Raw genomic sequence first — 12,767 nt, 5'->3', positions numbered from 1 at the left:
AGGAACGGACGCTTCCTTTGTACTCACCCTCTCGGGCTTTCCTCCGGGCTTTTCCCTTCGGTCTTGCGTTTCCGACTCTATCAGACCGTTTCCGGATCCGATTTCCTCGGTGCTTTCCAGGTTCCCGCTTCCGCGTTTCCCTTTCCGGCGACTCCGACTCTACCAGACCCTTTCAGGCCTGACTCCCAGTCAGAGGGGGCTGTCATCCCGGCTGTTGGGCCGTTCCGACGTCTCAAACCTTAGCCGATTCCCCCGGCGGAGTTCCAATCGAGGTCCAGTGACCTGATCGAACACAGTCGAGCCCAAATCGAATTGAATTCGGGCACGCCGAAATCAATCCCGTTGGGAGATCGTGCGGATGGTTTGGGTTGCCGCTGTCGCGGCGGAGGTGCTGCCGGAGAACCGTTACGGCTCGGCGGCAACCCGAAGAACTCTACGGACCGACGAGGGGTGTGTCAACTACCCCTGTCAAGATCTTTTCCTGGGCGAGTCGGAGGCGAGCCAGAGACCGCTCAGTCCAGGTCGCTCAGGCGCCCGCCCGCGTCCGGCTGGGCGTGTTCCACCCTACGCAGCAGCCGGGTGAGGACCTCGCCGAGGACGGTGCGCTCGTCCGGTGAGAGGTCTTGGAGCAGGTCCTCCTCGAAGACCGTCGCCATGCGCATCGCCTCCAGCCACTTGCCGCGGCCCTCGGGGGTCAGCTCCACGATCACGCGGACGCGGTTGGACTCGTCCCGCTCCCTGGTGACCAGTCCCTCGGCGACCATGCGGTCGATCCGGTGGGTCATCGCGGCCGGCGTGAGCCCGAGGCGCTTGGCGAGGTCGCTGGGGCCCATCCGGTAGGGGTCGCCGGCGAGGACGAGGGCCTTGAGGACCTCCCAGTCGGCGCTGCTGATGCCGAGGTTCGCGGTCTGGCGGCCGTAGGCGACGTTCATGCGGCGGTTGAGGCGGCCCAGGGCCGAGACGATCTTCTCGACCTGGGGGTCGAGGTCCCGGAATTCGCGCTGGTAGGCGGCGATCTGTTCGTCGAGCGTCGGCTCCGGGACGCCGCTGGTGTCGGCCATGCGCGCAGTATGGCACGGGCTTCCTTTGCCTTGAAGTCCTTGAGTATGTACTCTTTAGCTTCTAAGTCTTCAGATCTAACTAGTTGATTGAGGTGAACGTGACCAGGGCGATGGGCGCAGCGATGCGCCGGATCCACGTGGGCAACGCACTCAGCGCGTTCGGGCTCGGCTTCACGGTCCCGTACCTGTACGTCTATGTGGCGCAGGTGCGGGGTCTTGGAGGTATGACGGCGGGGCTCGTCCTCGCCGTCTTCGCCGTGGCCGCGCTGATCGTGCTGCCGTTCGCCGGGCGGGCCATCGTCCGGCGCGGCCCGCGGCCGGTTCTGCTCACCGCCCTGGTCCTGGCCGCCGTAGGGGCTATGAGTCTCGGGGTGGCGGGGAGTGCCGGGGCCGTGTTGCTGTCGGCTGCCGGGCTCGGGGCCGGGCAGGCCGTGATGCAGCCGGCGCTGGCCACGATGATCGTGGAGTGTTCGACCGCCGAGACTCGGTCGCGGGCCTTCGCCATGCAGTTCTTTCTGCAGAACCTCGGGCTCGGTGTCGGTGGGCTCATCGGCGGTCATCTGGTCGACACGACCAGTGCGTCGTCGTTCACGCTGCTCTTCGGAATCGAAGCCGCGATGTTCCTGGTGCTCGCCGGGGTGATGGCGACCGTGCGGATGCCGCACTCGCCGGTCATCGGGGACGCTCCCTCGCGGGTGTCGGCCAAGGGTGCCTGGAAGCAGTTGCTCGGCAATCGGGCCATGGTGCAGCTCAGCGTGCTCGGCTTCGTCATGTTCTTTGCCTGCTACGGGCAGTTCGAGTCGGGGCTGAGTGCGTACGGGGTGGAGGCCGCCGGGATCTCTACGTCCGCCCTTGGGACCGCGCTGGCCGCCAATACCGCGATGATCGTGGTCGCGCAGTTCGCCGTGCTGAAGTTCGTCGAGCGGCGGCGGCGGTCCAGGGTGATCGCCGGGGTCGGGCTGATCTGGGCGCTGGCGTGGGTCACCGCCGGGTATGCCGGGCTCGGGCACGGGAGTCAGGAGATGGCTACGGCCGCCTTCGTGTCGACGTACGCGCTGTTCGGGCTCGGGGAGGCGATGTTGTCGCCGACCGTCGCGCCGCTGGTCGCCGATCTGGCGCCGGAGGGGATGGCGGGGCAGTACAACTCGGCCTTCGCCCTGGTGAAGCAGCTCGCGCTGGCCGTCGGGCCCGCGGTGGGCGGGCCGCTCGGGGCCTCGCTGCCGGGGCCGTACGTCGTGATGTTCCTGGTGTTCTCGCTGGGGATCAGCGTGCTCGCCGTGCGGCTGGGGCGGCAGCTGACCGCCGTACAGGATCAGCCGTGGCGGGCGAAGGGGAGTCTGGTGGTGGCTCGGGGGGCTGTCGAGCCGGTTGGGGCGGACGCGTAGGTCATACCGGGGCCGCCGTCTTCGGGAGTACGAACTCGCACCACACCGCCTTCCCGCCGCCCGGAGTGCGGCGGGAGCCCCAGTTGGTGGCGATTGTCGCGACGATCGCGATGCCTCGGCCCGACTCGTCCGCCGGTTCCGCGCGGCGGCGGCGCGGGAGGTGGTCGTCGCCGTCCGTGACCTCCACGATCAGGCGGCGGTCGGTGCGGCGGAGCCTGAGGCGCATGGGTGGGGTGCCGTGCTGGAGGCTGTTGGCGACCAACTCGCTGGCGGCCAGGACGCCCAAGTCGTGCAGTTCGGTGGGGAAGCGCCAGCTGGTGAGGACTCCGGAGGCGAAGGCACGCGCGCGTGGGGCCGCTTCCACTCCGCCGAGCAGCTCCAGGGCCGCGTTGCGGAAGAGGTCGCCGTCGTGGCCGGTGCGGGTCGGGTGCTGGACGACCAGGACGGCGACGTCGTCGTCGTGGTCGGCGGTGACGCCGAGGGAGCGGACCAGGCGGTCGCAGACGACCTGGGGGGTGCCGGTGGCGCCGGCCAACGCGCGCTCCAGGGAGGCGATTCCCTCGTCGAGGTCCTCGTCCCGGCGTTCCACCAGGCCGTCCGTGTAGAGGACCGCGGTGGAGCCGGGGCTGAGCGGGATGGTGCCGGAGGAGTGGATCCAGCCGCCGGTGCCCAGCGGGGGGCCGGTGGGTTCGTCGGCGCGCTGGACCTCGCCCGTCTCGTCGCGGACGAGGATCGGGAGGTGGCCGGCGGAGGCGTACACCAGGCGGCCCTCGTTCGGGTCGAAGATGGCGTACGCGCAGGTGGCGATCTGGTTGGCGTCGATCTCCGTGGCGAGGCCGTCCAGGAGCTGGAGGATCTCGTGCGGGGGCAGGTCGAGGCGGGCGTACGCGCGGACCGCCGTGCGGAGTTGACCCATGACGGCCGCCGCGCGGACGCCCCGGCCCATGACGTCGCCGATGACCAGGGCGGTGCGGCCGCCGCCGAGGGTGATCACGTCGTACCAGTCGCCGCCGACCGCGGCCTCGGTGCCGCCGGGCTGGTAGGTGGCGGCGATGCGCAGGTCGTCGGGCTCTTCGAGTTCCTGCGGGAGCAGGGAGCGCTGGAGCGTTACGGCGGTCTCGCGCTGGCGGCGTTCGCTGGTGCGCAGGCGTTCGGCGGCCTCGGCGTGGTCGGTGACGTCGGTGGCGAAGATCAGGACGCCGCCCTCGCCGCCGTCGGTGCTCTTGGCGACCGGGGTGCAGGTGAACGTGTAGGACCGGCCGCCGGGGGCCTTGCGGGACTTGAGGGTGCGGGGCTTGCCGCTGCGCAGGACCTGGTCGAGGAGCGGGAGCAGGCCGAGTTCGTCGAGTTCGGGGAGGGCCTCGCGGGCCGGTACGCCCAGGGGGCGGTCGCCGAAGGCCGCCACGTAGGCGTCGTTGACGTACGCGATGCGCTGGTCGGGGCCGTGCACCAGGGCGACGAGGGCCGGGACGCGGTCGAGGACCTCGCGGACGGGCAGGTCGTCGACGGCGGGGACGGGCAGGTGCTCGTCGGTGAGCTGCTCGGCGCGGGCCGCGGGGACGGAGCCCTCGCCCCGGCGGTCCGGGGTGACCTGGTGGTCGGTCCGCGCTGCGGCGCGGCGCTGCGTTCCGGGGAGCCGGGCGCTCCAGCGCGTGAAGTTCACGAATCCTTGCCTCGTGTAGGTGTCGTCGGCCGGTTCCGGACCCTGCCGGGGGTCCGGGGCCGCGCATCGGTCGCCGGGGGATGCAGCACAGTGGGGAGAGCCTCTTGGGTGGGACGGGCGGGCGCGGGCCCGTCCGAAGTCGGGGACCAGTCTGGCAGTGTGGCGGACCGGGCCGATATTCGTCAGACGCCGGGGCCGCCGGTGGAGTTCCTCGGTCCGGTCAGTTCGACCCCTTCGGGTCGTTCCCAGGCTTCCCACCGGCCGCGAGTTCGAACTCGGCTCGCGGGTGTTCGAGTGAACCGAGAGAGACGATCTCCCGTTTGAAGAGCCCCGCCAGGGTCCATTCGGCGAGCACACGGGCCTTGCGGTTGAAGGTGGGGACCCTGCTGAGGTGGTAGACGCGGTGCATGAACCAGGCAGGGTAGCCCTTCAGCTTCCGTCCGTAGACCTGCGCGACACCTTTGTGCAGCCCCAGGGCGGCGACCGAGCCGACGTACTTGTGGGCGTACGTCTCCAGGGGTTCGCCGCGCAGGGAGTGCGCGATGTTGTCGCCGAGGACCTTGGCCTGGCGGACGGCGTGTTGCGCGTTGGGGGCGGTGTCGGTGCCGGGCGCGTCGGCGGTCACGTCGGGGACGGCCGCCGCGTCTCCCGCGGCCCACGCGTGCGTGGCGCCCTCGATCGTCAGCTCGGCGGTGCATTTGAGACGGCCGTGCGCGGTGAGCGGGAGGTCGGTGGCGGCGAGGACGGGGTGGGGTCTGACGCCGGCCGTCCACACCAGCGTGCGGGTGGGGAAGCGCTGGCCGTCGTCGAGCACGGCGACGCGGTCGGCGCAGGAGGCGAGGCGGGTCTCCAGGAGGACCTGGATGTTGCGTCTGCGGAGTTGGGTGACGGTGTAGGTGCCCATCTCCTCTCCGACCTCGGGGAGGATGCGGTTCGAGGCCTCCACGAGGATCCACTTCATGTCGTCGGCCTGGACGTTGTGGTAGTAGCGCACGGCGTAGCGGGCCATGTCCTCCAGCTCGCCGAGCGCCTCGACTCCGGCGTAACCGCCCCCTACGAAGACGAAGGTCAGGGCCGCGTCGCGGATCGCGGGGTCGCGGGTGGAGGAGGCGATGTCCAGTTGCTCGATGACGTGGTTGCGCAGGCCGATGGCCTCCTCGACGGTCTTGAAGCCGATGCCGTGCTCGGCGAGACCGGGGATGGGGAGGGTGCGCGAGATGGAGCCGGGGGCCAGGACGAGTTCGTCGTACGACAGCTCTTCCGTGCCGGTGCCCTCCTCCTCGGTGGCGAGGGTGCTGAGGGTCGCGGTGCGCTTGCCGTGGTCGATGGCGGTGGCCTCGCCGATGACGACCCGGCACTTGTCGAGGACGCGGCGCAGCGGGACGACGACATGGCGGGGGGAGATCGAACCGGCGGCGGCCTCGGGGAGAAACGGCTGATACGTCATGTAAGGGTCGGGGGAGACGACGGTGATCTCGACCTGCCCGAGCCTGATTTCACGTTTCAACTTCTTCTGAAGGCGCAGGGCCGTGTACATCCCGACGTAGCCGCCACCGACAACCAGAATGCGCGCGCGTTCCTTCACCATCCCATGACGCACCCGGCGCTGGAGTTTGTCCACAGGCTCGACAAATTGTGTGACCGGGCGGGGAGGCCGCGCGCGGGCGCCGGAATTGCCGGAGTGCGGGGCAGGTGCGCAGGTCAGTGGGGGTGATCGGGGTAACCTTGGGGGGCGCAATCGGGATGTATGCGACCCGTACTCCGATCGGGGGGCGCTCCGTGCGGAACCTGCCCCTTCTGAATTGACCCCCGCTCAACTATGTTCGTGTGTCGACGGGGTGAAGGGGGATGCGCTCAACGAGCCCGCGAGAAGCGTGGTTCGTGAACCGGGCTTGTCTCACGATGCTCCGGCTGCCAATGGCGGGGAGTCTCCGGGGGGAGACGTCATTAACCGGGGGAACGTGTATGCATATTCAGGACTCTCATTGGACATCCGCGTCTGCCGTCGCATCCGGCGCCGCGGTCGGTGCGACGGCGGGAAACGGACGCGGGGACAGCTCGCGCACGACGCCGTTGCGCGTGGACGCACAGCGCAATCTGGAGCACGTACTGCGGGCGGCGCGTGAGGTCTTCGGCGAGCTGGGCTACGGCGCGCCGATGGAGGACGTCGCGCGGCGCGCGCGGGTCGGTGTCGGCACGGTGTATCGGCGCTTCCCGAGCAAGGACGTCCTGGTGCGCCGGATAGCCGAGGAGGAGACCTCCCGGCTGACCGACCAGGCGCGTTCGGCGCTCGGCCAGGAGGACGAGCCGTGGTCGGCGCTGTCGCGCTTCCTGCGGACGTCGGTGGCCTCGGGCGCCGGGCGGCTGCTGCCGCCGCAGGTGCTGCGGGTGGGCGTCGCGGACGAGGGCGCGGAGGGCTCCGCTCTCCTCGACGAGGCGCGGGTGCCGCAGCAGCGGACGCAGCCGGGCACGGGCGAACTGCGGCTGGTGCCGGAGGAGTCGGCGGGGTCTCTGGGCTCGGCGGTCGACGACGCCGGGGCGGCGGCGCTGCTGGAGGTCGTGGGGCAGCTCGTGGACCGGGCGCGGGCGGCGGGTCAGCTGCGGCCGGACGTGTCGGTGTCGGACGTGCTGCTGGTGATCGCCACGGCGGCGCCCTCGCTGCCGGATGCCGCGCAGCAGGCGGCGGCGTCGGCGCGGTTGCTGGACATCCTGCTGGAGGGGTTGCGGTCGCGGCCGTTGTGAGACCGGCTCTGCGGGGTCGGCTCCTTGAGGGTCGGCTCTTTGGGGTCGGAGGGCCCGTTCGCGGGTGACTCGAATAGGTGACTGTGGTGCGTGGGCGCTGCGCGGCCCGCGCCCCGAGTGATGCCCGGGAGCAATTCCGGGCATTTCAGTCATCCACGCCAACTCCCCTTCCGGGGGAGAGAGTTGAGCCTTCCCCGGGGGGTGAACGCTAGTACTGCGTTGCGGGAAGTCCCCACGGACGAGTGGATGGTCCGTACGACGGGGTCCTGAACAAAAGCCAATATGGCTACGCTGACCCGGTGTTCTGGACTGGTTGGGCAGGCGGCGGGGGCTTTCCGCGATGAGCGTTGACGGGCGGGACGAGTCACTGGGTGACGGTGACCCGGAGGCCGGTGGGCTGACCTCACCACAGGTGCCGAGCCAGGGCGGGCCGAGCGGGGTCCCGCAGGGTGCCGATCCCGGCGAGGGCAGTGTCCCGGCCCAGCGCGAGGGCAGTGTCCTGCCGCCGCCGCTGGAGATGCCCACGGCCGACGCCTCGCTGATCGAGCGGATGCGCGCCGGTGACGACACGGCGTACGAGGAGCTGTACCGGCGCCACGCGGAGGCCGTACGCCGCTACGCCCGCACCTGTTGCCGGGACGCGCACACCGCCGACGACCTCACTGCCGAGGTCTTCGCCCGCATGCTCCAGGCGGTGCGCGGCGGCTCCGGGCCCGAACACGCCGTACGCGCCTATCTGCTCACCTCCGTCCGGCGCGTCGCCGCGAACTGGACGAAGTCGGCGAAGCGGGAGCAGCTCGTCGACGACTTCGCGGTGTTCGCCGCGCAGTCCGCGCGGGTCTCGGAGGTGTCGGACGACGACACACTCGACCTCGGCGCCGACGTACGGGCCATGCACGAGGCCGAGCAGTCGATGGCCATGCGGGCCTTCCGGTCGCTGCCCGAGCGGTGGCAGGCCGTGCTGTGGCACACCGAGGTCGAGGACGAGTCGCCGAGCGAGGTCGCCACGCTCTTCGGGCTCGACGCCAACGGCACGCGCGTACTGGCCAGCCGGGCCCGCGAGGGCCTCAAGCAGGCCTACCTCCAGGCCCATGTCAGCGCCACCCTCACCGACGACGAGGAGTGCGCGCGCTACGCCGACCAGCTCGGCACCTACGCCCGCCGCCGGCTGCGCACGCGTGCCGAGCGCGGACTGCGCAAGCATCTGGAGGAGTGCGCCAAGTGCCGGCTGGCCGCGCTGCAGATCGAGGAGGTCGCCGGCGGGATCCCGGCGGTCGTCCCGGTCGCGGTCATCGGCTGGTTCGGCGCCGCCGGGTACGCCAAGGCGGTCGCGCTCATCGCGGGCGGCGCGGGAGCGGGCGCGGCCGGTGCGGCGGGCGCGGCCGCGGCGGCGAGCGGGAGTTCGTCCGGCGGGGCCGGTGCCGGGGGCGCGGCGGCCTCCGAGGGGCTCGGCGCGCCGGTGAAGGCGGGCATCGCGGCCGGTGTGGTGGCCGCGGCGGCAGCGGCGGCGCTGGCCCTCGCACTCAGCGGCAACGACACCCACGCGAGGAAACCGGAGGCCAAGCCCGCCCCCTCGTCCTCCCCCATCGCCAGGCCCGAGTCACCGACCCCCACCCACCCGAAGAAGCAACCCGCCCCGGAACCGGCGGTGTTGGCCCCCGATCCGACCCCCACCCCGAGCCCGACGCCTACGCCCACTCCCAAGCCGACACCACCCCCCAAGGCCACCCCGACCCCGACTCCGACACCGACTCCGCGGCCCACACCCACTCCGACGCCCACCCCGACACCGACCCCGACGCCCCCACCCGCGCCGACGATCTTCCAGGTGAGCGAGCTCTCCTACAACGTCAACGGCGACGGCACCGCCCCGGAGATCCGGCTCGGGGACAGCAGTTGGGTGTGGCAGCGCTACGGCGTCGCGATCGGCGGCACGCGCTACACCCACGGCGTCACCGTGCACGGCCGCTCCTCCGTCACGATCGACCTCAACCGGCAGTGCGTCTCCTACGACGCGAGGGTCGGCGTCGACGACATGATGCTCGGGCTCGGCAGGGTCTACTTCTCGGTGTATGCCGACGGGGTCCGGCTGTGGAGCTCCGGGGAGGTCGACGGCGGGGACCCCGCGGTGCCGGTCCATGTGAATCTCGCCGGGCGCAGGACCGTACGGCTGGTGGTCGAGCCGCGCAGTTCCTTCGACGACCTGGCGCTCGCCGACTGGGCGGAGTCGAAGTTCACCTGCCAGTAGGTCCCGGTGCCGGGGAGGGCAGTTCGGTCAGCACCCCGTCCACGGTGAGGGACTCGCCCCGGGCGCGCTCGGCGGCGTAGCGCGCGGCGCCCAGTGCGGTGCGGGCGGTCTCCTCGATGCGCTCGGTCCGGGCGCGCTCGGGCATGGGGCGCGGATGGCCGCCGCGCAACCGGTCGGCCGCCGCGAACATCCTTACGGCGCCCGGGAGTTCACCGAGTTCGGCGCGCAGCGTCGCCGCGAGGTCGACCAGGGCCGCGGTGACCACCTCGGCGCAGCGCAGCTCCACCGCCTCGCGCAGGGCGGCGGCCATCGCCACCAGCCCGCGCGCGGGACCGTACTCGGCGGCCGTGACCAGGGCGTCGACGGCGCCCAGCGCTGCCCGGAACTGGGGCGGCGGTGTGCCGCGTCCGCTCTCCTCACGGGCCTGTTCGCACAGCGCGCGGGCGTGGGCCACGTCCCCGTCCTCCAGGGCGATGTGCGCGCGCAGCAGCTGGATGAACGCGTGGGCGTCCGCGACCCCGTGCCGGTCGGAGGCCTCGGCCGCCTCGTCCAGGCCCGCGATCGCGGCCTCGCGGTCACCCGCGCGGAAGGCCAGTTCGGCGAGCCGGGCGATGAGGAACGGCGTCTCGGTGTGGGCGCCGACCTCGTAGGCGAGCGCGAGCGCCTCCTCGTAGGCGCCCTTGGCCTCCTCGAAGCGGCCGCGGCTCATGGCGGCCTCGCCGACCGCGCTGGATACCTGGGCGCGCACCCAGCGGTCGCCGACGCGGCGGCAGAGCTCGCGCAGTTCCGCCAGGTCGTCGTCGACGCCCGCCATGCCGCCCGGGGAGTCGACGACCATGTGCGTGCGGAACATCAGGATGACGGCGATCTCCCAATCCCCGCCGTACGCACGCGCGTTGGCGACCGCCACGTCCATGACGTCCCGGATGTCCATGGTGTCGCGCAGGAAGTAGGCGGTGAACGGCCACGCGAGTCCCGGCATACGGGCCGCGTCCGGGCCTCCGCCGGCGAAGAAGGCCTGCACCTGTGAGACGTACCGGCGCAGCCGCTCGTCCCGCAGTCCGTTCGGCAGGTGGTCCAGGGCTCCGGATTCGGCGCCCAGGAAGAGGTGCAGCATCCGGAGGTTCATGCGCTGGATGTGCAGGGGGTGGCCGGCCTCGGCGTCCGGGGCGGTGAGGTAGGCCTCGAACGGGTCCTGAGCGGCGCCGGTGGTGATCAGGGCAAGGATGCGCTCGGTCCAGTCGACGCCCTCGCGGCGGTAGTTGCGCAGCCACCAGAACCAGCCGACGGCGAGGGCCAGGGCGCCCGCCTCCGCCTCGTCTCCGGCGGTGATGGTCCGGTCGAGGGCCGCGCGGATGTTGTCGAGCTCGGTCTCCAGGCGGGCGATCCACGGGAGTTGCTCCCAGGAGCGGAGCAGCGGCTCGGCCTCCTCGACGAGGGCACGCACCCAGGCCCGGTGCCGGCGCTCGGCCGCCGCCCGCAGTTCCGGGGTCTCGGCGGCGCGCTCGACGGCGTACTCGTGGATGGTCTCCAGCATGCGGTAGCGCATGCCCTCGGGTGCCTCCCCGGGGGTGGCCACGATCAGGGACTTGTCGACGAGGGCGCCGATCAGGTCCGCGGCGGGGCCGGTGCACACGCTCTCCGCCGCCGCGAGGTCCCAGCCGCCGGCGAACACGGAGGCCTCGCGCAGCAGGGTCCGCTCGTGCTCGTCGAGCAGGTCCCAGGACCAGTCGACGACGGCCCGCAGGGTCTGCTGGCGGGGCAGAACCGTGCGGCTGCCTGAGGTGAGGAGGCGGAAGCGGTCGTCGAGGCGGTCGGCGATCTGGCGGGGGGTGAGCAACCGCAGCCGGGCAGCGGCGAGTTCGATGGCCAGGGGCAGGCCGTCGAGGCGCCGGCAGATCTCCGTGACCGCTTCGGTGTCCTGGAGCACGGTCTCCGCGTCGGGGCGGACGGCGGCGGCGCGCTCCGCGAAGAGGCGGTGGGCCTGGTCGGGGACGAGGGGTTCGACCGGGCGGACCGACTCGCCGGGGACGCCCAGGGGTTCACGGCTGGTGGCGAGGATCGTGAGCCCGGGGCAGCGGGTCAGGAGGGTCTCGGCGAGGTCGGCCGCCGCGCCGATGACATGTTCGCAGTTGTCAAGGATCAGGAGTCGGCTGCGCGCCGCGCAGTACTCGATCAGCAGGGCGACGGGGTCGTCCTGCGGGACCGCCAGCTCGGTGGTCATCAGTACGGTCTCGCGCAGACCGAGGGCGCTGACCACCGCGCCCGGCACCGCCTCCGGCCGGTCGAGCCGGGCGAGCTCGACCAGCCACGCCTGCGGGAGCCCGGCGGCGGCTTCCTCGGCGAGACGGGTCTTTCCGGAGCCGCCCGGTCCGGTGAGCGTGACGAGGCGGGCCCTGTGCACTTCGGAACGGATGGCGGCGATCTCGGGTTCCCGGCCCACGAAAGAGGTAAGACGTGGACGCAGGTTGCCGTCGCGTTCGGACTCCCGGGCGGCGCGGACCGAAGGCGGTGACTTGAGCAACTCGCCGTGCAGGGCGCGGAGTTCCGGCCCCGGGTCGGTGCCGAGGCCGTCGGCGAGGGCACGCCGGGCGGTCTCGTAGGCGGCGAGCGCGTCGGCGGCGCGGCCCGAGTCGCGCAGGGCGCGGATGAGGAGCGCGTGCAGCGGTTCGTCGTACGGGTGCGCCGCGGTCAGTTCCTTCAACTCCGGTACGGCGTCGGCGGCGCGGCCGAGCAGCAGGTCGGCCTCGACCCGCGCGCGGGTGGCCTCCTCGCGCAGCGCCTCCGGGCGGGCGGCGGCGGACCGGTCGGGGAGGTCGGCGAGGGCGGGCCCGCGCCACAGGGCGAGCGCCTCGCCGAGATCGCGGGCGGCGGCGGTCGCCTCGCCCCGCTCCAGGGCGGCCGTGCCCTGGCGCACCAGCCGTTCGAAGACGTACAGGTCCACGTCGTCCCGGGTCGCCGCGAGCCGGTAGCCGCCCGGTTCGGAAACGATCGCGACCTTGCCGACGGTACGGCGCAGCCGGCCGACGAGGGCCTGGAGGGCGGCCGGGGCGTCCTGGGGAGGTTCGTCGGCCCACACCTCGTCGATCAGGGTCCCGAAGGGGACGATCCGGCCCGGGTGCAGGGCGAGGGCGGCGAGCAGCGCGCGCAGCCGCGCACCGCCGAGCGCCACGACAGCGCCCCGCTCGTCCTCCGCCCGGGTACTGCCCAGGATTCCGTACCGCACCGGGCCATTGTCACCGGGCACGAGGGCCAAGGTCACGGCGTTTGTGGGCGGGGCCCGCGGTTGGGGCGGTTTGTGCGGGTGGGCTGCCCGAGGTCCTGTCGTGGCGGAATGCTCAAGCGGCTCCCGCCAGCGGGATGCTCAGGCCACTCAGGCGGTAGCGCACGCGCGCGTGCCCGGTGTCCCCGTCCAGCCGGTGCCCCGGCGGGCCGGCAACCGGCCGACCCACAGCTCCAGTTGTACCGGTGCGCCGCCCGGGCCGCCGAGGACACTCCCGCCACCCCCGCCCATATCGCACGCGCGCGTGCTCCCGCGGGCCGGCAACCGGCCGACCCACAGCTCCAGTTGCGCCGGTGCGCCGCCCGGGCCGCCGAGGACACTCCCGCCACCCCCGCCCATATCGCACGCGCGCGTGCTCCCGCGGGCCGGCAACCGGCCGACCCAC

The 12,767-nt window shown here is 72.3% G+C and carries 7 protein-coding genes and 1 pseudogene; 3 read left to right on the top strand and 5 right to left on the bottom strand.

Annotated features, from left to right (window positions below):
• Nucleotides 1-512 precede the first annotated feature (512 nt).
• Nucleotides 513-1,061: a MarR family winged helix-turn-helix transcriptional regulator gene (locus ACFXC1_RS50950; RefSeq protein WP_317887720.1), complete on the bottom strand. Its 549-nt coding sequence runs from the start codon at nucleotides 1,059-1,061 to the stop codon at nucleotides 513-515.
• 98 nt (nucleotides 1,062-1,159) lie between these two features.
• Between ACFXC1_RS50950 and ACFXC1_RS50945 the strand changes: the two genes are divergently transcribed.
• Nucleotides 1,160-2,446: an MFS transporter gene (locus ACFXC1_RS50945; protein WP_381257265.1), complete on the top strand. Its 1,287-nt coding sequence runs from the start codon at nucleotides 1,160-1,162 to the stop codon at nucleotides 2,444-2,446.
• 1 nt (nucleotide 2,447) lies between these two features.
• On the opposite strand, the gene ACFXC1_RS50940 is transcribed toward ACFXC1_RS50945, so the two are convergent.
• Both ACFXC1_RS50940 and ACFXC1_RS50935 read right to left on the bottom strand, forming a co-directional pair.
• Nucleotides 2,448-4,109: an ATP-binding SpoIIE family protein phosphatase gene (locus ACFXC1_RS50940; RefSeq protein WP_381257262.1), complete on the bottom strand. Its 1,662-nt coding sequence runs from the start codon at nucleotides 4,107-4,109 to the stop codon at nucleotides 2,448-2,450.
• A 220-nt stretch (nucleotides 4,110-4,329) separates the two neighbouring features.
• A complete protein-coding gene (locus ACFXC1_RS50935; protein ID WP_381257260.1) occupies nucleotides 4,330-5,697 on the bottom strand; it encodes an NAD(P)/FAD-dependent oxidoreductase in 1,368 nt (455 codons plus the stop codon).
• A 377-nt stretch (nucleotides 5,698-6,074) separates the two neighbouring features.
• Here ACFXC1_RS50935 and ACFXC1_RS50930 point away from each other — a divergent pair, with 377 nt between their 5' ends.
• On the top strand, nucleotides 6,075-6,851 hold the full coding sequence (locus tag ACFXC1_RS50930) for a TetR/AcrR family transcriptional regulator (RefSeq protein ID WP_381257257.1): 777 nt from the start codon (nucleotides 6,075-6,077) through the stop codon (nucleotides 6,849-6,851).
• A 340-nt stretch (nucleotides 6,852-7,191) separates the two neighbouring features.
• The gene (locus ACFXC1_RS50925) at nucleotides 7,192-9,099 is read left to right on the top strand and encodes a sigma-70 family RNA polymerase sigma factor (protein ID WP_381257254.1); all 1,908 of its coding nucleotides are present in this window, start codon (nucleotides 7,192-7,194) and stop codon (nucleotides 9,097-9,099) included.
• Here the strand turns inward: ACFXC1_RS50925 and ACFXC1_RS50920 are convergent.
• Nucleotides 9,086-12,325, bottom strand: coding sequence for an AfsR/SARP family transcriptional regulator (locus ACFXC1_RS50920; protein WP_381257251.1), 3,240 nt, complete (start codon nucleotides 12,323-12,325; stop codon nucleotides 9,086-9,088). The genes ACFXC1_RS50925 and ACFXC1_RS50920 overlap by 14 nt on opposite strands.
• A gap of 147 nt (nucleotides 12,326-12,472) precedes the next feature.
• A pseudogene (locus ACFXC1_RS50915) lies at nucleotides 12,473-12,767 on the bottom strand (hypothetical protein); the annotation flags it as partial.

The organism is Streptomyces hokutonensis, from assembly GCF_042751305.1.
Classification (GTDB): Bacteria; Actinomycetota; Actinomycetes; order Streptomycetales; family Streptomycetaceae; genus Streptomyces; species Streptomyces hokutonensis_A.
This window is presented reverse-complemented; position numbering and strand designations above follow the sequence as displayed.

Bases quoted from the DNA above. Each gene is read 5' to 3' on its own strand.
- ACFXC1_RS50950 (WP_317887720.1), bottom strand. From the start codon at position 1,061: ATGGCCGACACCAGCGGCGTCCCGGAGCCGACGCTCGACGAACAGATC.
- ACFXC1_RS50935 (WP_381257260.1), bottom strand. From the start codon at position 5,697: ATGGTGAAGGAACGCGCGCGCATTCTGGTTGTCGGTGGCGGCTACGTC.
- ACFXC1_RS50930 (WP_381257257.1), top strand. From the start codon at position 6,075: ATGCATATTCAGGACTCTCATTGGACATCCGCGTCTGCCGTCGCATCC.
- ACFXC1_RS50925 (WP_381257254.1), top strand. From the start codon at position 7,192: ATGAGCGTTGACGGGCGGGACGAGTCACTGGGTGACGGTGACCCGGAG.